Consider the following 20534-nt stretch of genomic DNA (forward strand, 5'->3'; position numbering starts at 1 on the left):
AGAATGCCATGACTGGAAAATCTGGATTTGCACCTGCTGCTGACCTGCAAGCCTCAACCGTTGTCACTACCCCCGACGAAGCCATTACTGCCGGGGAGACCTCCATTCCGACCCAGGGCGATAACATGCCCGCCTGGCATGCCCGGCCCAAAAATGCGCAAGGGGCATTGCCGATCGTCATTGTGATTCAGGAAATTTTCGGCGTGCATGAGCACATTCGCGATATCTGCCGCCGTCTGGCGCTGGAAGGCTATCTGGCCGTGGCACCTGAGCTCTACTTCCGTCAGGGCGATCCGAACGATTACAACGATATTCCTACTCTGTTCAGCAATCTGGTGAGTAAAGTGCCGGACGCGCAGGTGCTGGCCGATCTCGACCACGTCGCCAACTGGGCGGCGCGTAATGGCGGCGATCCCCACCGTCTGCTGGCGACCGGCTTCTGCTGGGGCGGGCGTATCAGCTGGCTGTATGCCGCGCACAACCCGCAGCTGAAAGCCGCCGTGGCATGGTATGGCAAGCTGGTGGGTGAAAAGACGCTGAATTCACCGAAGCATCCGGTCGATATTGCGACCGATTTGAGCGCGCCGGTCCTGGGACTGTATGGCGCCGAGGATACCGGGATCCCGCTGGATACGGTAGAGACCATGCGCCATGCCCTACGCGCGGCAAACGCAACGGCAGAGATTGTGGTTTACCCGGGAGCCGGGCACGCCTTCAACGCCGATTATCGCCCGAGCTATCATGCGGAATCAGCCAAAGATGGCTGGCAGCGGATGCTGACGTGGTTCCAGCAGTACGGCGCTAAAAAAGGTTAAGCGGCTCACATTTCGCTACGCAAAGTGACGTGACTGTTTGACTTTTAAACACAATCTGGACGATATAAAACCCACAGGCGTGTAACTACGATCCGTAGGCAAGACCTGAACCCCCTCTCCGTTTTCGAGCGGAGAGGGGGTTCAGGTCTTTTTTTTTTGCTCTGGAAACAGGGACCAGAACATGAACCATTTGCAAACTGCGCTGGAGATCATCGCCCAGGTTGGCGGTGCTGAGAATATCGAACATATCGGACACTGCTCCACCCGCTTGCGGCTGAGCCTCTATGACAACGGTAAGGTCAACGAAGCGGCGCTGGCAAAGGTCGACGGCGTACTGGGCGTGCGCGTGAACGTGCAGTGCCAGGTGATTATTGGTCACGACGTGGTGCAGGTCTTTGAGGCGGTGCGCTCCCTGGTGGGCTCACCTCAGGCGGGCGGACAACATGCGCCTGCCAGAATCAGCCGTGGCGCGCAGATTGTTGATTTCGTGATCAGCGTTTTTCAGCCGCTGGTACCTGCTATTGCCGGTGGCGGCGTTCTGAAATCGTTGCTGCTGTTGCTGGACGTCATGGGCTGGCTCAGCCGGGACAGTTCGACATACAAAGTCCTGGATAATATCGGTTCTGCGCCGCTCTACTTTCTGCCCATCCTGGTGGCAATCACCACGGCGATGAAGCTCAAGGTGAACGTGCTGGTTGCCGTCTCGGCGGTTTCCGTGATGGTGCTGCCGGCGATGACCAGACAGCTGGCCGACGGGACGGCGTTTATGTCATTCGATCTGCGCAACGTGGCCTACGCCTCGCAGGTCTTCCCCGCCATTCTGTGCGTGCTCTTTTACGCCCAGACGGAGAAGCTGTTCAACCGCTATTCCCCTGGCGCGCTACGCATTTTCCTCTCGCCGATGCTCTCTCTGCTGGTGACGGTCCCCGTCACGCTGCTGATCCTGGGGCCGCTGGGTTACGAGCTGGGTGCCGGCCTGGCAACGGTGATTTTGTGGCTCTACGGCAAGCTGGGTTTTGTCGCCACCGCGCTGCTGGCCGCCGCCCTGCCCTTTATGGTCGCCGCCGGGATGCACAAGCCGATGCTGCCTTACGCCGTGGCCTCCATGAGCCAGTTTGGGCGAGAAATGCTCTATCTGCCCGCGTCGCTGGCGCACAATATTGCCGAGTCCGGCGCCTGTCTGGCGATTGCGCTTAAAAGCAAAGATAAAGTGCTGAAATCCACCGCCTTCTCCGCCGGGATCTCGGCTCTGTTCGGCATTACCGAACCGGCGTTGTATGGCGTCACCCTGCTGAACAAAAAAGCGCTCTACAGCGTGATCCTCGGCAGTATTGTCGGCGGGGCCTTTATCGGCTGGATGGCGATTCAGGCCTTTGCCCTCGTCGGCCCTGGCCTGGCCAGCATCTCAATGTTTGTCTCCCCGGATAAAGCCATGAACATCGTCTGGGCCTTCGCCGGGGCGGGATTATCCTTTGCCGTGGCCTTTATCAGTGCCTTCGTGCTGTGGCGCGATAAAGCGGTTGAAAACACCGACGCGCTGAGCTTCACCCGCCCGGTTGAGGGACAGATCATCCCGCTTGAAAAGGTTAACGATGACGTTTTCTCCCGCAAAATCATGGGCGACGGGATTGCGATTATTCCTTCCCAGGGCGTGCTGCGGGCCCCGGCGGATGGAACCATTGTGAACGTGTTTGACAGCGGCCATGCGCTGAGCCTGCTCACCGACGCGGGCGTCGAGCTGATTTTCCATATCGGCATCGACACCATCAGGCTGCAGGGCGAAGGCTTCTCCCCACGGGTAGTAGAGGGCCAGCACGTGAAGAGCGGCGACACGCTGATTGAATTTTCACTCGATACCATTGCTGCCGCCGGGCTCGATCCAGTGGTGATGATGGTGGTCACTAACGGCGAACGCTTTTCGCTGACACCAGGTAATACCGACGACAAGAATCCAGACCCGCATATCATCATGACGCTTAAGGAGTCCGTGTAATGGAGAAATCCCTCCCGTTTCCGCAAGGTTTTTTATGGGGTGGCGCTATAGCCGCCAATCAGGCCGAAGGGGCATGGAATGTGGATGGCAAAGGGCCGTCCGTTGCTGACGCCATCACCTGGAAGCCCAACCTGTCCCTGAAGGATTACAGCGGCCATATGGCGCTGTCCGACGAGAACATTCGCGACGCGTTTGAAGGTAAAAATGACGCGCTCTACCCGAAACGTCGCGGCATCGATTTTTATCATCACTATAAGGACGATATCGCCCTGTTTGCTGAGATGGGCTATACCGTGCTGCGGGTATCGATCGCCTGGTCACGTATCTTCCCGACCGGTGAAGACGCCACGCCAAACGAGGCGGGTCTGCAGTTTTATGAAGAGATGTTCCGCGAGCTGCGTCGCCATAACATCGAGCCGCTGGTGACCCTCTCCCACTACGAAATGCCGCTGGCCCTGAGCGAAAAATATAACGGCTGGGTGCACCGCAACGTGGTGGATGCCTTCGTGCGCTTCAGCAACGTCTGTTTCGACCGCTACAAGGATCTGGTCCGCTACTGGCTGACGTTTAATGAGATCGACAGTATCCATCGTCATCCGTTTACCACGGCGGGCATCCGGGAAGAGAAAAGCGCGCCGGGCAAAGCGCAGCAGGATATCTACCAGGGGCTGCATCACCAGTTTGTCGCCTCGGCGCTGGTGACGCGCGACTGCCACGCCAAAATCCCGGGCAGCCAGGTCGGGTGCATGCTGACCAAACTCACTACCTACCCCCACAGCTGCCGTCCGGAAGATGTGGAAGCAACGCTGAAGAAGAATCTGGAGAACTACTTCTACGCCGATGTGCAGGTATTTGGCGAATATCCACCGCTGATCCTGCGCGATCTGGCCCGTCGGGACATCCAGATCGCGATGCAGGCCGACGATCAGCGCATTTTAAAGGATCATACTGTCGACTTCGTCTCCTTTAGCTACTACATGTCGATGACCGAATCGACCCAGCCAGACGTCGAGCGCATCCCGGGAAATACGGTTCTCGGCGTGAAAAACCCGTACCTGCCGGCCTCCGAATGGGGCTGGCAGATTGACCCCATCGGGCTGAAAATCTCTCTGCTGGAGCTGTACGACCGCTACCAGAAGCCACTGTTTATCGTGGAGAACGGCCTCGGCGCGAAGGATGTGGTGGAAAACGGCGAGATCCACGACAGCTACCGCATCGACTATTTCCGCGCCCACTTCGAGCAAACTTTGGCAGCTATAAATGAAGGGGTGGATGTGATGGGATTCACCACCTGGGGATGCATCGACATTATCAGTGCGGGCACCTCGCAAATGTCCAAGCGCTACGGCTTTATCTATGTCGATCAGGATGATGAAGGCAACGGCACGCTGAAACGCCTGAAAAAAGACTCCTTCTGGTGGTACAAAAAGGTGATTGCCAGCAATGGCGCAGACATGAGCTAACCGGCCATGCCGCAGGAATAACCGTGATAACGATAAAAAAGTCGCTTAATAACAGCATGCTGCTGGTCGACAACGACCAGCGGGAGATGATTCTGTTCGGCAAGGGAATCGGCTTTGGCGCGAAACCCGGCACTCACATCGACCTGGCGCAGGTGGAGAAGGTCTTCTTGCCCCTGAGCGATCTCAAATCCCGCCATTTTTTATCCCTGACGGACACTATTCCTGCGGCGTTCTTCGACATTAGCCATGAAATTCTTATCCTCGCGCGCAGTCTGTGCGGGGATAAGCTCAATTCCGTATTGCTCTTTACCCTTGCAGAACATCTGCACTTTGCAGTGGAGCGCAGCCGGAGCGGGCAGAAGATCCTTAATAAGCTGAGCTGGGAAGTGAAGCGCTACTACCCCCAGGAGTACAGCGTGGGGTTGCAGGCGCGCGCCCAGGTCAATGAGAAGTTTGACGTCGAGCTACCTGAAGACGAGGCGGTAAATATCGCCTTTCATCTGATCAACGCCAGCAGCCAGGAGGACGACAGCACCGCCCACCAGCAGGTTGAACTGGTCAACCGCATCGCCGATATCGTGCGCTACAAGCTGGGCAAGACCATCGATACGCAGTCGGTGAACTACATGCGCTTTATCACCCATCTGCGTTATTTTGCCGAGCGGGTACTGGCCGGGAAAATCGCCCTCAGTGAGACCGAAGATTTTTATCAGGAGCTGATGCGCCACCGCCCGGACGCAATGACCGTCTCCTGGGCGATCCGCGACTACGTGCAGGATAAATATCAGCTCACCCTACCGAAGGATGAGCTGACGTGGTTGAGCATTCATATTAGTCGATTGATGGACGGGCAGGCGTAAATTGCCCGGTGGCGCTAACGCTTACCGGGCCTACGTTTCGAGTAACAATCAACCCTGTCGCAAATTCTGCGCCGCCTTCACCATATTCGCCAACGCGGCGCGGGTCTCCGGCCAGCCGCGGGTTTTGAGACCGCAGTCCGGGTTCACCCACAGGCGTTCTGCCGGGATACGCTGGGCCGCTTTTTGCAGCAGAGCTTCAATCCACTCCACGCTCGGGACGTTCGGGGAGTGAATGTCGTACACCCCCGGCCCGATTTCGTTCGGGTAGTCGAACTCTTCAAACGACTCCAGCAGTTCCATGTCGGAACGTGACGTCTCGATGGTGATCACATCGGCATCCAGCGCCGCGATGGAATCCATAATGTCGTTAAACTCGCAGTAACACATATGGGTGTGGATCTGGGTATCGTCCTTCGCCACAGCGGCGTTGATACGGAAAGCTTCCACGCCCCAGGCAAGATACGCATCCCAGTCGCTGCGACGCAGGGGTAGGCCCTCACGCAGGGCTGGTTCGTCGATCTGGATGATGCCAATGCCCGCCGCTTCCAGATCCGCCACTTCATCCCGCAGCGCCAGGGCAATCTGCTTCGCAATGGTTTCACGGGTCAAGTCTTCACGCGGGAAGGACCAGCAGAGGATGGTCACCGGACCAGTCAGCATGCCTTTAACCGGCTTGTCAGTCAGGGACTGGGCGTACTTCGCCCACTCCACGGTGATCGGTTCCGGACGGCTGACGTCACCGATCACTACCGGCGGCTTCACGCAGCGGGAGCCGTAGCTCTGCACCCAGCCGTTCTGGGTAAAGACGAACCCGTCCAGGTGCTCGCCGAAGTACTCCACCATGTCGTTACGCTCGGCTTCACCGTGGACCAGCACGTCGAGACCTAAACGCTCCTGCTCCACAATCGCCTGTTTGATATGTTCGGCGATGCCGGTGCGGTAGTTATTTGCGTCCAGGTTGCCCTTTTTGAAGTCCAGACGCAGGCCGCGGATCTCGGTAGTCTGCGGGAAAGAGCCGATCGTGGTGGTCGGCCAGGCAGGCAGGTTAAAACGCGCACGCTGGGCTTCGGCCCGAACCTCATAGGCGCTTTGACGCTGGCTGTCCCGGGCGGTAATAGCCGCCAGACGTTTTTCCACCGCCGGGTTGTGGACGCGGGCCGAGTGACGACGGGCCTGGATCGGGGCACTCCATTCGGTAATCGCCGCCGTGTCGCCACTATTCAGCGCATCGCGCAGTAGGGCCAGCTCTTCACATTTTTGCAGGGCAAAGGCAAACCAGCTCTTCACTTCCGCATCCAACCGGGTTTCGACGCTCAGGTCGATGGGGCTGTGCAGCAGGGAGCAGGATGAGGCCACCCACAGCTCGCGTTTTCCGACAATGTTTTTGATCTGTCCATATTTCTCAGTGAGATCGGCGCGCCAGACGTTACGCCCGTTCACCAGCCCGGCAGAGAGCAGCCAGTCGGACGGCAGGCGTTTGTGCAGTTCCGCCACCTCATCGTTGCCGTGGACCAGGTCCACGTGCAGGCCCTGCACCGGCAGCGCGGTGATGGTGTCGAGGTTCGGCGTGACGCCTTCAAAATAGGTGGTCAGCAGCAGCTTCACCTGGCCCGCGAGGGCGTCATACGCCGGTTTGAAAGCCTCCAGCCACGCCTGGGGCAGCTCCAGCACCAGCGCTGGTTCGTCGATCTGCACCCACTCAACGCCGCGTTTTGCCAGCTCGCCCAGCACCTGCTGGTACACCGGCAGGATCTCATTCAGCAGGCTCAGGCGGTCAAACTGCTCGCCCTTCACTTTGCCCAGCCACAGATACGTCACCGGGCCCAGCAGGACAGGTTTGATCGGGTGGCCCAGCGCCTGCGCTTCGTCCACCTCATCCAGCAGCTGGGTCCAGGTCAGTTTGAACTGCTGGCCTTTGACGAACTCCGGCACCATGTAGTGATAGTTAGTGTTAAACCATTTGGTCATTTCCGCTGCCGCCGCGGGCTCACCGGTTGGCGCACGGCCACGGCCAATGCGGAACAGGGTGTCGATATCCACCGATCCATCGCTGTTCTGATGACGAGCCGGCACGTTGCCAAGCAGCAGGCTGGTGGTCAGAACATGGTCGTACCAGGCGAAATCGCCCACCGGGAGTAGATCCACACCTGCCTGCTTCTGCTGGTCCCAGTGACGAGCGCGCAGTTCGCGCCCCACCGCCAGCAGTTCGTCACGCGTGGCGTTGCCCGCCCAGTAGCTCTCTTGTGCTTTTTTCAGTTCGCGACGAAGGCCGACGCGTGGAAAACCGAGGGTGTGGTTGCGAATTGTCATGATGTGCCCCTTATGGAATTTTCAGGATTTAGCCGTCCAGATGTTTACACTTCCATATTGTAAAGGTACTGTATATTCCTCAAGCGCAAATTGCTCATGGCGAAGTGAAGGACTTTCATGATCGAGATAAAACACCTGAAAACGCTACAAGCGTTGCGGAACTGCGGTTCTCTCGCGGCGGCAGCGGCCACGCTGCACCAGACGCAATCCGCCCTTTCTCACCAGTTCAGCGATCTGGAACAACGCCTTGGCTTCCGTCTGTTTGTGCGTAAAAGTCAGCCGCTACGCTTTACGCCGCAGGGGGAGATCCTGCTGCAGCTGGCCAATCAGGTGCTGCCGCAGATCGCCAGCGCGCTGCAGGCCTGCCATGAGCCGCAGCAGAGTAAACTGCGCATCGCCATTGAGTGTCACAGCTGTATTCAGTGGCTGACCCCCGCGCTTGAGAACTTCCGTCAGAAGTGGCCGCAGGTGGAGATGGACTTTAACTCCGGCGTGACTTTCGACCCACAGCCGTCCCTCATACAGGGCGAGCTGGATCTGGTGATGACCTCGGACATTCTACCTCGCAGCGGTCTGCACTATTCCCCGATGTTTGATTTTGAAGTGCGTCTGGTGCTGGCTCCGGATCATCCTCTGGCCGCGAAAACGCGCATCACGCCGGAAGATCTGGCGACGGAAACGCTGCTGATCTACCCGGTTCAGCGCAGTCGTCTGGATATCTGGCGTCACTTCCTGCAGCCGGCAGGCATCAGCCCGCAGCTGAAAAGCGTGGATAACACCCTGCTGTTGATTCAGATGGTAGCGGCCAGGATGGGCATTGCGGCGCTGCCGCACTGGGTGGTGGAGAGTTTTGAACGCCAGGGTCTGGTGGTGACCAAGACCCTGGGCGAGGGATTGTGGAGCCGGCTGTATTCTGCTGTGCGTGATGGCGAGCAGCGTCAACCGGTTACCGAGGCCTTTATTCGCTCAGCGCGGAACCACGCCTGCGACCATCTGCCGTTTGTGCGGAGCGCGGAGCGACCCAACGGCGATGTACCCACAGTGAAGCCAGGATCACCGTCCCCCCAATAATAAAGCTCGGCCAGTGCGGTTGTTCCTGCCAGATGGCGAGGTTCACCAGCAGGCCCGCAGGGACGTGGACGTTGTTCATGATCCCCAGCGTCCCGGCGTCCACCTGTGTGGCGCCGTAGTTCCACATGAAGTAACCCAGCCCGGATGCTACAACGCCCAGCCAGATCAGCACGCTCCACTGCAGCGTGGTGGTCGGCAGCTTCTGTGGATTTCCCAGCATGAACCACGCTGCTACCGCCACGATCGCCGCCCCCATATAGAACCAGGCAAAGGCGTTGTGCTGCGGCATCGGGCGGGTTTCCATCAGGCGTTTATAGCCCACCATGCCGATCGCAAAGCTGATATTGGCGAGCTGGACGAACATCAGACCGGTCCAGAAGTGATCGCTCACTTTGTCGTAGCGAATAATTGCCGCACCCGCCACCGCCAGCGCCGCGCTCAGCAGATAGCCCCAGCGCAAGCGGCGCTTGCTCAGCAGATCGTAAATCAGGGTGATATAGAGCGGCGTCAGGACGGTAAAGAGCAGGAATTCCGATACCGACAGGTAGACGTACGCCCGGAAGCTGAACAGGTACATGATGCCAAGCTGCATCGCCCCCACCAGCATATAGAGCAGAATGGTTTTCAGCGTTTGCCCGCGCGTACGCAGGAACGGCAGGAACACCAGCGCTGCCAGCCCGACGCGCATCAGCACCGAGAAGTAGCTGTCGACCTGCCCGGCAAGGTATTCGCCGATCAGGCTAAAGGAGAAGGCCCACAGGATAGTGGTGATGGTGAGTAGCGCCACAATGCTTGTCTCTCTGAAAGATGGACAGGCATTGTAGCGAACTCTTCAGTTGACAACTGAACGTTAAATAACCAAATGAAGATTATTCAAGGAACAGCTTCCGCAGGTATTTTGGCACCGCGTTGTCACCGTTGGTGCCGATCACTTCCAGCTCCGGGTGCAGGTCTTTCAGGCGCTGGTGGGCGTTTTCCATAATGCAGCCTTTACCCGCCATGGAGAGCATTTCGGCGTCGTTCATGCCGTCGCCAAAGGCGATGCAGTCCTGCAGGTTAAAGCCCAGACGTTTGGCCACTGCTTCGAGAGCATGGCCCTTGGAGACGCCGCCGGCCATCACTTCCAGGCAGGTCAGGGTGGAGAAACTGACGTTAACCCGGTCGCCCCAGCGCGCATTGATCGCCTGCTCCAGCGGCAGCAGCGCTTCATGGCTGTCGGTGGTGAAGAACACTTTGCTGATGCCTTCCGGCTCCAGCAGGCCCGGTTCATACAGCGAGTAGTTGAAGACCGCCTCTTTGAAGAAACGCATCTCGTCAGGACGGTGGCGGTTCATAAACCATTCATCATCGCGATAGACGTTGGTGATGATATCCGGGTTGTTATGCATGATCGCGAACAGATCGGTGGCGATGTCGCGATCGAGGTTGTGGGTGAAGATCAGATTCCCGTCCAGATCGTGCACGCGGGCACCGTTGGAGGTGATCATGTAGGATTTGATCTCCAGATTATCGCGGATCTGCCCCACATCAACGTGGTGGCGGCCGGTGGCGAAGACAAAATTCACACCACGGGCAGTCAGGAGTTTTAAGGTCTCTTTCGCGTAAGGCGATAAAGTGTGGTCGGGAGAGAGCAGCGTGCCATCTAAATCAGACGCGACAACCTGGTACATAGGAAAATTTAACCTCTGGTGAATATCAGTTATGCCTGCCGAAAAAGTCGACGATGGCGTGGAGTGCGACTGAGCGCATGGCGTCCTTTTCGAAAAGGATCTCATGGTACGCGCCGTTTATGACCAGCGGTTGACCCCCTTCGCAAGGGTGACCGGCTGCGGCTCGCAGTTCACAAAAGCGGGTGTGCATGCGGTTATCCACGACCCGCTCCTCTTCTGCCTGAAGGATAAGCGTGGGCGTGTCGTCCTGACTGGCGCCCGCCAGGGCCTCTTCCCCTGCCAGAATGCCTTCACGCACCCAGTGGTAGGTTGGCCCCCCGACGCGTAAACGCGGTTCATCAGCATAAAAGCGCAGGTTGCGGCGATAACGCTGCCGACTGTGGGTTAACACGTTAATGGCAAAGGGCAGCGCGCGCCAGCGGCCGGTGCCGATGGCATAGCCTTCACGAATGCGCTGATGGCCCTCAGCCCAGTCGAGAATATGGCGTACCATCCAGTCCGGGAAACGCATGACGATACCAAACATCGGCGCGCTCAGGGCAATAGCATCACACTGGTGCTGCGGGTGGCGCTGTAAAAACAGCGTGGCGATTGCGCCGCCCATCGAGTGCGCCAGGATAAACCGTTTTCGCCACGGACCGGGCTGCACTTCCTGCTGCCAGAAGGCGGCAAAATCGTCGACGTAATCGCTGAACTGACCCACATGGCCGCGGTGCGTGTCGGACAACATCCGCCCGGAACGCCCCTGACCGCGGTGGTCGATAATCAGCACGTCATAACCCAGCCGGAAAAGATCGTATGCCAGCTCGGCATACTTAACGTAACTTTCAATCCGGCCAGGGCAGATCACAATCACCGAATCGTGGGTCTCGGCCCGAAAACGAACAAAGCGTACAGGAACATCATCGACGCCTGTGAACCCGCCTTCCTCGCGCTGGCGCCAGAAATCAGTTAGCGGCCCCATAGAGAAAGCAGCAAAAGCCTTTTCTCGCGTTTCCCAGTCCTTATTCTGCTCAAACATCGGGTTTACGCCCCTGTAAGCCAAGGAATATCGTTTTTTCGTGACAGGTCGTAAAATGACGCAACATTAGCGTATTGTGGCATAAAAATAGACGATTCGGGAGCTTCAAATGACCTTCGAGTGGTGGTTCGCTTACCTGCTGACATCCATTATCCTCAGCCTTTCGCCGGGCTCCGGGGCCATCAATACCATGACCACCGCCATGAACCACGGCTATCGCGGCGCGGCCGCATCCATTGCCGGATTGCAGACCGGGCTGGGTATTCACATCGTGCTGGTGGGTATAGGGCTCGGCACACTCTTCTCCCGCTCGGTGCTGGCCTTTGAGGTACTGAAATGGGCCGGTGCGGCCTACCTTATCTGGCTGGGCATCCAGCAGTGGCGCGCCGCAGGTGCACTGGATCTGAATACGCTTGCTCAAACCCAGAGCCGGGGTCGCCTGTTTAAGCGCGCGGTGTTTGTGAACCTGACCAACCCGAAAAGCATCGTCTTTCTGGCGGCCCTGTTTCCACAGTTTATCGTGCCGCATCAGCCGCAGATCATGCAGTACGTAGTGCTCGGCGTGACCACCATTGTGGTCGATATTATTGTGATGATTGGCTATGCGACGCTGGCCACGCGGATTGCGACATGGATTAAAGGGCCTCGTCAGATGAAGGCCCTGAATAAAGTGTTCGGTTCGCTGTTTATGCTGGTGGGGGCGCTGCTGGCATCCGCCAGGCACGCTTAACGGGACAGGATCAGGTGAATACCGAAGCCGGCGAATAACGCGCCGGCAACGCCGTCAATCCACTTCGCCAGACGTTGATAACCGCGACGCATCGACGGAAGCGCAAACAGGCTCGCCACCACCGTAAACCAGGCGAAGGTTTCCAGTACGATCAGCAGGAAAATGCCCCAGCGTGCTCCGGCCCCGACCTCTTCGCCGACGAACAGTGAGAATACCGAGCCGAAATAGATAATCGCTTTTGGATTGGCAAGATTGGTCAGCAGCCCTTTCACAAAGCTACGGCCGCTGGCCGCCAGCTCCATTTTTGGCTCAGACGCCCCGGAGTCATCTTTCTTAAACGCCCCGCGCAGCATCTGATAGCCCATCCAGCATAGATACAGACCGCCGCCGACCATGATGATGTTGTGCAGCCAGGCCATTTTATCGAGGATAAGATTCAGGCCCAGTAGCGCCAGCGCTGCCCAGACCATGACGCCAAGGGTAATGCCCAGCACGCCCATCATCGCCTCTTTACGGGAGCGACTCACCGCCGTTTGGGAGACAAAGAAAAAGTCAGGGCCAGGGCTCATCAGCGCCACGATGTGCACCAGCGCCACGGTCAGAAACAGGGTTAACATAATTAACTCGCGGGGAAATAGTTCAGGGAGTCATCATCCTGGCACTTTTTTGCCAGGCTGACTACTCCTCATCATCGCCATCCGTATGGGAACGAATCAGCGCCATAAACTCTTTACCAAAACGCTCGAGTTTACGCGTGCCAACGCCGTTGACGCTGAGCATTTCGCTGGCGCTGAGCGGCATCTGCTCGGCCATCTCAATCAGCGTCGCATCGTTAAATACCACATACGGCGGGATATTCTCTTCGTCCGCGATAGCTTTGCGCAGCTTACGCAGCTTGGCGAACAGTTTGCGATCGTAGTTGCCGCCGTAGGATTTCTGCATTACCCGCGGCTTGAGCGCCACCACGCGCGGCACGGCCAGCTGCAGCTCGACGACGCCGCGCAGTACCGGGCGGGCCGCTTCGGTGAGCTGCAGCGCGGAGTGCTGGGCGATGTTCTGGGTGGCAAAGCCGAGGTGGATCAGCTGACGGATGACGCTGACCCAGTGCTCATGGCTCTGATCGCGACCAATTCCGTAGACCGGCAGCTTGTCATGGCCCATCTCGCGGATACGCTGGTTATTGGCGCCGCGCAGCACTTCCACCACATAGCCCATGCCGAAGCGTTGATTGACGCGGCCAATGGTGGAGAGCGCCTTACGCGCGTCCATCAGCCCGTCATACTGCTTCGGTGGATCGAGGCAGATATCGCAGTTGCCGCACGGCTCCTGACGTCCTTCGCCAAAATAGTTAAGCAGCACCAGACGGCGGCAGGTTTGCGCTTCGGCAAAGGCCCCCATCGCGTTGAGCTTATGGCGTTCAATATCCTGCAGCGCCCCCTGCGGTTTCTCTTCCAGACAGCGACGCAGCCAGGCCATATCGGCCGGATCGTAGAACAGCATCGCTTCCGCAGGCAGGCCGTCACGTCCGGCGCGGCCCGTCTCCTGATAGTAGGATTCGATATTGCGCGGGATGTCGAAATGCACCACAAAGCGCACGTTCGGCTTGTTGATGCCCATCCCAAAGGCGACGGTTGCCACCACGATTTGCAGGTCATCGCGCTGGAATTTCTCCTGCACGTCGGCGCGAATGTGGTTCTCAAGCCCGGCATGATAGGCCGCGGCGCTGAAGCCCCGGCTCTGCAGACGCGCGGCGGTGTCTTCCACTTTCGCCCGGCTGTTGCAGTAGATGATGCCCGACTTACCGCGCTGCTCCTGGACATAGCGCAGCAGCTGATCCAGCGGCTTGAATTTTTCCATCAGCATGTAGCGGATATTCGGGCGGTCGAAGCTGCTGACCTGAATCAGCGGATCGTTAAGCCCCAGCAGGCGCACAATGTCCTGTCGGGTGGTGTCGTCGGCGGTAGCGGTGAGCGCCATAAACGGCAGCTCTGGGAAACGCTGGCGCAGATGACCGAGGGCCGCGTACTCCGGACGGAAATCATGGCCCCACTGGGAGATACAGTGCGCTTCGTCCACCGCCAGCAGCACCGGGTTCCAGTGCGCCAGATGTTCAAGGAAGTTATCCAGCATCAGGCGTTCCGGGGCAATATACAGCAGACGCACCTGCCCGGTACGGCACCCGGCCATCACTTCCTGCTGCTGCTCGCGGGTTTGGGTGGAGTTGATACAGGCCGCCGCCACGCCGTTCGCCAGCAGCTGGTCGACCTGATCTTTCATCAGCGAGATCAGCGGTGATACCACCACCGTCAGGCCGTTCATCACCAGCGCGGGAACCTGATAGCACAGCGATTTCCCGCCGCCGGTCGGCATTACCACCAGACAGTCACGGCCCGCAAGGGCGGTGTTAATGATGGTTTCCTGGCCCGGGCGGAACTGCTGGTAGCCAAAGGTTTCGTGCAAAACCTGTTTAGCCAGCAACTCCTGATTTACGACTTCCGCCTGCACCACATCAACCCCATTTGCCTGAAATAAAAACAGGCGCTATTTTCAGCGCCTGCGAGAGAAACTTCAACGTTTAAGACAAAAACATTCGAGGAGGCTAGAAAAGATCGTTCAGCATCACGCCTACGCCGACGCGGGTCTGGTTGAAGTTGTAGTCGATCAGCGATTCGCCATAGCCGCTATACACCTGAGTATACAGACGAACATGTTTGGTCAGCGGATAGCTGACGCCCATCTCCGCGCCGCCGTAGCCGGTATTCCAGTTGTACTGGCCCTTCACGCTAAGGACCGCTTCACCCAGCTGATAGCCCACCCGCAGCTGATAGTAGCCCATGTATTTGGTGATATCCGGGTTATCGTCGGTATTGCCCACCACATACCAGGGTTTGACCTCCACCAGCCAGTTGTTGTTTTGCGCCATCAGGCGGGTGTAGAGGCGGTTCCAGCTGCGCGACGTTGGGTCGGAGCGGCCATTCGACATGTGGTTATAGCCAAACTCTACGTCCCTCAGCGTCCAGCCCGCCAGCGAGTAATCGGTGGCGAAACCGAGGAACAGCTGTGGCTCATAGTTGGTTTCACGGAACGGCGATGATTCGTCGCTGTTCGACAGCTGCCACCAGGATTTTTGCGTATAGGAGCCACCCAGAATCGAATTCGGCCCCAGAATGCCGCGCCACAGCGGGAAGGCGAGGCTCAGCTGAAACTTCACCTCATCTTTTTGCGAATCGTCGGCCCAGTCATAGGTGCGGATCGCCTCTTTATTGAGATCGCTGGTGGCGGTGTAGATGAGGTAGTTGCTGTCATAGGGATAGAGCGTAAAGGGATTATCGTGCTCTTCCAAAAGGTTAGCGATGATGCTGCCACGTACGGCAGGCACCTCCTGAGTTACCGCTTCCTGTGCGAATGCCACAGAGGGCAGCGTAACCGCCGCCAGGAATCCGGCCTGATAAATGCGCATCGGTGATGCTCTCCTGCTAAAGAGTTTTAATGAAGAATTATTTTGATCCCTTTTAACATATTTCAGTAATAGCCGCTTCACCTGCGCTCTGAATCTGGAAATTCACATTAATGAGGCATAAAATCAACAGCCTTTTAACACTAAGGATGTGACGTGCTATGTCTGCCACGCTAACTGCCGACCAGGCCCTGAAGCTTGTCGGCGAGATCTTCGTCTACCATATGCCGTTCAACCGTGCGCTGGGGCTTGAGCTGGAGCGCTACGAGAAAGATTTTGCCCAACTGAGCTTTAACAACCAGCCGATGATGGTCGGTAACTGGGCGCAAAGCATTCTTCACGGCGGGGTGATCGCCTCTGCCCTCGACGTTGCCGCCGGGCTGGTTTGCGTCGGCAGCACACTGACCCGCCACGACACCATCAACGAAGACGAGCTGCGCCAGCGCCTGTCGCGGATGGGCACCATCGACCTGCGCGTCGATTATCTGCGCCCCGGTCGCGGGAACCGCTTTACCGCAAGCAGCAGCCTGCTGCGGGCGGGCAATAAAGTCGCGGTCGCACGCGTGGAGCTGCATAACGAAGAGCAGGTTTATATCGCCAGCGCAACCGCCACTTATATGGTGGGTTGAGAGGGTAAAATCGGGTAAAATTGCGTTACTTTTTTGTAACGGATTTTCCTGATGGATGCTAAACAGACGCGGCAGGGCGTTTTACTCGCGCTTGCCGCCTATTTTATTTGGGGCATTGCGCCCGCCTACTTCAAACTGATTCACTACGTTCCCGCTGACGAAATTCTTACCCACCGCGTGATCTGGTCGTTTTTCTTTATGGTGGCGCTGATGAGCGTAAGCCGTCAGTGGTCAGGGGTGAAAACCCTCCTGAAAACGCCGAAGAAAATTTTCCTGCTGGCCCTGTCTGCGGTATTGATTGGCGGCAACTGGCTGCTGTTTATCTGGTCGGTCAACAACCATCACATGCTGGAGGCGAGCCTCGGCTACTTCATTAACCCGCTGGTAAATATCGTGCTGGGGATGCTGTTCCTTGGCGAGCGCTTCCGCCGGATGCAGTGGCTGGCGGTGATCCTCGCCCTCTGTGGCGTTCTGGTGCAGCTGTGGACCTTTGGCTCGCTACCGGTGATCGCCCTGGGGCTGGCGTTCAGCTTTGCTTTCTATGGCCTGGTACGCAAGAAAATCGCCGTGGAAGCACAAACCGGGATGCTGTTTGAAACCCTGTGGCTGCTGCCAGTGGCCGCGATTTACCTGTTCGGCATTGCCGACAGCAGTACCAGCCATATGGGCAGTAATCCGTGGACGCTGAACGTGATGCTGATGGCGGCCGGTGTCGTCACCACCATCCCACTGCTGTGCTTTACCGGTGCGGCAACGCGTCTGCGTCTGTCGACGCTGGGCTTCTTCCAGTACATCGGCCCGACGCTGATGTTCCTGCTGGCGGTGCTGTTCTACGGCGAAGTGCCGGGCGCGGATAAGATGGTGACCTTTACCTTTATCTGGGTGGCACTGGCGGTATTTGTGGCGGATGCGATTTATACCCAGCGCAGAACGCGCAAAGGGTTGTAGTGCCTTTTTGCCGGATGGCGGCTACGCCTTATCCGGCCTACGGAATCTGTAGGCCCGGTAAGCGTAGCGCCACCGGGCATAACATCACAGCCAGTTACGGCGCTTGAAGTAGAGATACGGCGCGAGACCGGCGAGCACCATAAAGATAATCGCTCCCGGGTAACCAAAGCTCCACTTCAGCTCCGGCATAAACTCAAAGTTCATCCCGTAGCTGGAGGCCACCAACGTTGGCGGCAGGAACACCACCGATACTACCGAGAAGATCTTGATGATGCGGTTCTGCTCGATGTTGATAAAGCCCATCGCCGCCTGCATCAGGAAGTTGACCTTCTGGAACAGGGATTCATTGTGCGGCAGCAGGGATTCGATATCGCGCAGGATCTCACGCGCCTGCTCCAGCTGACCGCCCGGAAGACGCGCCTTGCGCACCAGGAAGTTCAGCGCGCGCTGGGTATCCATCAGACACAGACGCACCTTCCAGCCGATATCTTCCAGCTCCGCCAGGGTCGAGAGCGCTTCATCGTACTCATCGCCCTGATGGCCTTCCATGATGACCCGGCTCAACTTTTCCAGATCGCTGTAGATGTTCTCAATCTCATCCGCCAGCTGTTCAATTTTGGTTTCAAACAGGTCTAGCAGCAGCTCATAGGCGTTGCCGTCCACCATCGCCTGGCTACGGGCGCGCATACGGTAGAGACGGAACGCGGGCAGTTCACGCTCACGCAGGGTAAACAGGCGACCATCGCGGATGGTAAATGCGACGGTGGAGTTACCGGCGTGATCTTCCGCATCTTCGAAGAAGAAAAAGGAGTGGATGTGCAGGCCGTCTTCGTCTTCGAAGAAACGGGCCGATGCCTCGATGTCTTCCAGTTCCGGGCGGGTGGCCAGGCTTTGTCCGAGTTCAGATTGTACGCGCAGGCGTTCGTCGTCGTCTGGCTCGACCAGATCCACCCAAACGGCATCAATGAGGGGTTGTGACTCTTCAGCTTCAAGCCGAATCAGTCGGTTCTTTTCCAGTTGAAATGCGCTCAGCATGACCGGGACTCCCAATGCAAAAAATATCGGACAGTTCGGTGGGCACACAGAAACAAATTGGGTTTCAGACCATTAAACAGCCTGACTCAGCGCGACGGGAATAACTGTCGCTGACAACCACTAAGGGCATCAGCGTGAGGAGATAGCCTTAGGAGTTGTTCCTGGATGACAGGGAATTGAGCCAGCATCTACTGGGTGTGTCCAAGGCGAATGTCCTCTTAGCGTAATCGTGCGCGCATGTTACGCCAGCAGTCACAGCGGCGTCAACACGCAACGAAACGCTGAAGAACTTTAAATGCCCTTCAGCGTTTAAGCCTGGCAGCTTATGAAAAAATAGTGATATTTTTCGGAAAGTTACACTGCTTCGAGCCGGGCGTAAGCGGCCACCAGCCATTTGATCCCCTGCCCCTGGAATGCCACCTGCAGACGGCTGTGTTCCCCGCTGCCTTCCAGATTTACAATCGTGCCTTCTCCGAATTTGGCGTGGCGGACACGCTGGCCGAGTTTGAAACCGCTGTCGTTTTCTGAGATCGGTGCCCCCAGGCGCTGATGGCTCACCGGACGGCTGATGCTGGCCCGCAGACGGACCTCTTCCACGCACTCTTCCGGCAGTTCGCCGACAAAACGTGACGGGCGGTGATACACCTCTTTGCCGTACAGACGACGGGTTTCGGCATAGGTGAGGGTCAGTTTTTGCATCGCACGGGTCACGCCGACGTAGGCCAGGCGACGCTCCTCTTCCAGACGACCGCCCTCATCCAGCGACATCTGGCTCGGGAACATCCCCTCCTCCATGCCGACGATAAACACCTGCGGGAACTCCAGCCCTTTGGCCGAGTGCAGGGTCATCAGTTGGACCGCGTCCTGCCAGGTGTCGGCCTGCCCTTCGCCCGCTTCCAGCGCGGCATGGGACAGGAACGCCTGAAGCGGCATCAGATCTTCTTCCTCGTCGTTGTAGCTGAACTGGCGCGTAGCCGTCACCAGTTCCTCTAAGTTCTCGATACGGGTCTGCCCCTTCTCGCCCTTCTCCTGCTCGTACATCATGCGCAGGCCAGAGTCTTTGATCACCCGGTCGGTCTGAACGTGCAGCGGCATATCGGCGGTTTCCTGGGCCAGGGCTTCAATCAGCTCAAGGAAGCGTTGCAGGGCGCTGGCCGCACGACCGGCGAGGGCCTTCTCCTGCAGCAGCTCGCGACATGCCTGCCACAGGGTCAGCTGGCGATCGCGGGAGGTCTGACGCACCACGTCGAGAGTGCGATCGCCGATGCCGCGGGTCGGAGTGTTGACCACGCGCTCAAAGGCCGCGTCATCGTTACGGTTGGCAATCAGGCGCAGATACGACAGCGCGTCTTTGATTTCCTGGCGTTCGAAGAAGCGCATCCCGCCATAAATGCGGTACGGCATGCTGGCCTGCAGCAGCGCCTCTTCCAGCACGCGCGACTGGGCGTTGCTGCGATAGAGAATGGCGCACTTCTCCAGCGCACCGCCGTTGTCCTGCCAGGTTTTGATCCGGTTCACCACGAAGCGGGCTTCATCCAGCTCGTTAAAGGCGCAGTAAAGCGAGATCGGCTCGCCGTCGATGCCCTCGGTCCACAGCTTTTTACCCAGACGGCCGTTGTTATTTTCAATCAGGGCGTTAGCCGCGCTCAGGATGTTGTTGGTGGAGCGGTAATTCTGTTCCAGGCGAATGGTTTCTGCGCCAGGGAAGTCCTTGAGGAAGCGCTGGATGTTCTCCACCTGCGCGCCACGCCAGCCGTAGATCGACTGGTCGTCGTCGCCAACGATCATCACCTTGCTGGAGTCGCCCGCCAGCATGCGGATCCACGCGTACTGAATGTTGTTGGTATCCTGGAATTCGTCCACCAGGATGTTGGTAAAGCGCTCGCGGTAGTGCTGCAGGATATGCGGCTTGTTGAGCCACAGCTCATGGGCACGCAGCAGCAGCTCTGCGAAATCCACCAGCCCGGCGCGATCGCAGGCCTCCTGATAGGCCTGATAGACCTTCTGCCAGGTCTGCTCAATCGGGTTACCAAAGCTCTGGATATGGTGCGGGCGCAGCCCTTCGTCTTTCTGGCTGTTGATGTACCACATCGCCTGACGCGGCGGCCACTGCTTCTCATCGAGGTTCATGGCTTTGATCAGGCGCTTCAGCAGGCGCAGCTGATCTTCGCTGTCAAGGATCTGAAAATCCTGCGGCAGGTTAGCATCCAGATGGTGCGCACGCAGCAGACGGTGCGCCAGCCCGTGGAAGGTCCCGACCCACATGCCGCCCTGGCTGGTGCCCATCAACTGGGCGATACGGTGGCGCATCTCCGCCGCCGCTTTGTTGGTGAAGGTGACCGCCATAATCGAGTACGGCGAGCAGTTCTCGACGCTCTGCAGCCAGGCGATGCGGTGTACCAGCACGCGTGTCTTACCACTGCCCGCCCCTGCCAGCACCAGCATATTGGTGCGCGTCGCGGCAACCGCGTCACGCTGTTTGTCATTAAGGCTGTCGAGCAGGTAAGAAACGTCCATTGGGCACCGCCGCAA

The 20534-nt window shown here is 58.0% G+C and carries 18 protein-coding genes; 8 read left to right on the plus strand and 10 right to left on the minus strand.

Going from position 1 to position 20534, the window contains the following annotated elements; genetic code table 11:
• The first annotated feature begins 8 nt into the window (after positions 1–8).
• From G7090_RS22525 to G7090_RS22540, 4 genes are all read left to right on the plus strand, one after another.
• Positions 9–815: a dienelactone hydrolase family protein gene (locus tag G7090_RS22525; protein WP_106995910.1), complete on the plus strand. Its 807-nt coding sequence runs from the start codon at positions 9–11 to the stop codon at positions 813–815.
• 181 nt (positions 816–996) lie between these two features.
• The gene (locus G7090_RS22530; protein ID WP_166184692.1) at positions 997–2808 is read left to right on the plus strand and encodes a beta-glucoside-specific PTS transporter subunit IIABC; all 1812 of its coding nucleotides are present in this window, start codon (positions 997–999) and stop codon (positions 2806–2808) included.
• A complete protein-coding gene (locus tag G7090_RS22535; protein ID WP_166184695.1) occupies positions 2808–4271 on the plus strand; it encodes a glycoside hydrolase family 1 protein in 1464 nt (487 codons plus the stop codon). The genes G7090_RS22530 and G7090_RS22535 overlap by 1 nt, the downstream gene beginning before the upstream one ends.
• A gap of 23 nt (positions 4272–4294) precedes the next feature.
• Positions 4295–5131 (plus strand): transcription antiterminator, encoded by an 837-nt coding sequence (locus tag G7090_RS22540; protein ID WP_166184699.1) that lies wholly within the window; start codon positions 4295–4297, stop codon positions 5129–5131.
• 48 nt (positions 5132–5179) lie between these two features.
• Here G7090_RS22540 and metE read toward each other — a convergent pair whose 3' ends face one another.
• Positions 5180–7441 (minus strand): 5-methyltetrahydropteroyltriglutamate--homocysteine S-methyltransferase, encoded by a 2262-nt coding sequence (gene metE, locus G7090_RS22545; protein WP_166184702.1) that lies wholly within the window; start codon positions 7439–7441, stop codon positions 5180–5182.
• A 117-nt stretch (positions 7442–7558) separates the two neighbouring features.
• Here metE and metR point away from each other — a divergent pair, with 117 nt between their 5' ends.
• Entirely contained in the window at positions 7559–8512 is a 954-nt protein-coding gene (metR, locus tag G7090_RS22550) for an HTH-type transcriptional regulator MetR (RefSeq protein WP_106995915.1), read from the plus strand.
• On the opposite strand, the gene G7090_RS22555 is transcribed toward metR, so the two are convergent.
• From G7090_RS22555 to pldB, 3 genes are all read right to left on the minus strand, one after another.
• Positions 8400–9299, minus strand: a complete 900-nt coding sequence (locus G7090_RS22555; RefSeq protein ID WP_106995916.1) for a carboxylate/amino acid/amine transporter — start codon at positions 9297–9299, stop codon at positions 8400–8402. The genes metR and G7090_RS22555 overlap by 113 nt on opposite strands.
• 82 nt (positions 9300–9381) lie before the next feature.
• Entirely contained in the window at positions 9382–10182 is an 801-nt protein-coding gene (yigL, locus tag G7090_RS22560; protein WP_106995917.1) for a sugar/pyridoxal phosphate phosphatase YigL, read from the minus strand.
• A gap of 25 nt (positions 10183–10207) precedes the next feature.
• The gene (pldB, locus tag G7090_RS22565) at positions 10208–11203 is read right to left on the minus strand and encodes a lysophospholipase L2 (RefSeq protein ID WP_106995918.1); all 996 of its coding nucleotides are present in this window, start codon (positions 11201–11203) and stop codon (positions 10208–10210) included.
• Between the two features lie 109 nt (positions 11204–11312).
• Between pldB and rhtB the strand changes: the two genes are divergently transcribed.
• Complete coding sequence (rhtB, locus tag G7090_RS22570; protein WP_106995919.1) at positions 11313–11933, plus strand: homoserine/homoserine lactone efflux protein; 621 nt, start codon at positions 11313–11315, stop codon at positions 11931–11933.
• On the opposite strand, the gene rhtC is transcribed toward rhtB, so the two are convergent.
• The 3 genes from rhtC to pldA all read right to left on the minus strand — a co-directional run bounded on the left by rhtC (position 11930) and on the right by pldA (position 15393).
• Positions 11930–12550, minus strand: coding sequence for a threonine export protein RhtC (gene rhtC / locus G7090_RS22575; RefSeq protein WP_166184705.1), 621 nt, complete (start codon positions 12548–12550; stop codon positions 11930–11932). The two genes, rhtB and rhtC, sit on opposite strands and share 4 nt — an antisense overlap.
• 61 nt (positions 12551–12611) lie before the next feature.
• The gene (gene recQ, locus G7090_RS22580) at positions 12612–14441 is read right to left on the minus strand and encodes an ATP-dependent DNA helicase RecQ (protein WP_106995921.1); all 1830 of its coding nucleotides are present in this window, start codon (positions 14439–14441) and stop codon (positions 12612–12614) included.
• A gap of 91 nt (positions 14442–14532) precedes the next feature.
• Positions 14533–15393, minus strand: a complete 861-nt coding sequence (pldA, locus tag G7090_RS22585) for a phospholipase A (RefSeq protein ID WP_106995922.1) — start codon at positions 15391–15393, stop codon at positions 14533–14535.
• 158 nt (positions 15394–15551) lie between these two features.
• On the opposite strand from pldA, the gene yigI reads away from it, so the two are divergent.
• Positions 15552–16019, plus strand: coding sequence for an acyl-CoA thioesterase YigI (gene yigI, locus G7090_RS22590; protein ID WP_106995923.1), 468 nt, complete (start codon positions 15552–15554; stop codon positions 16017–16019).
• Between the two features lie 51 nt (positions 16020–16070).
• Positions 16071–16967 carry an EamA family transporter RarD gene (gene rarD, locus G7090_RS22595; RefSeq protein WP_166184709.1) on the plus strand — a complete coding sequence of 299 codons (897 nt, stop codon included), beginning with the start codon at positions 16071–16073 and terminating at the stop codon, positions 16965–16967.
• Between the two features lie 84 nt (positions 16968–17051).
• On the opposite strand, the gene corA is transcribed toward rarD, so the two are convergent.
• From corA to uvrD, 3 genes are all read right to left on the minus strand, one after another.
• Positions 17052–18002: a magnesium/cobalt transporter CorA gene (gene corA / locus G7090_RS22600; protein ID WP_106995925.1), complete on the minus strand. Its 951-nt coding sequence runs from the start codon at positions 18000–18002 to the stop codon at positions 17052–17054.
• Between the two features lie 148 nt (positions 18003–18150).
• Entirely contained in the window at positions 18151–18396 is a 246-nt protein-coding gene (gene ysgD / locus G7090_RS23985; RefSeq protein ID WP_371811752.1) for a YsgD/CorL family protein, read from the minus strand.
• Positions 18357–20519 (minus strand): DNA helicase II, encoded by a 2163-nt coding sequence (uvrD, locus tag G7090_RS22605; RefSeq protein WP_106995926.1) that lies wholly within the window; start codon positions 20517–20519, stop codon positions 18357–18359. Before uvrD ends, ysgD begins: the two co-directional genes overlap by 40 nt.
• Between the last annotated feature and the right edge of the window lie 15 nt (positions 20520–20534).

This window comes from Leclercia sp. 29361, assembly GCF_011290365.1.
GTDB lineage: Bacteria > Pseudomonadota > Gammaproteobacteria > Enterobacterales > Enterobacteriaceae > Enterobacter > Enterobacter tamurae.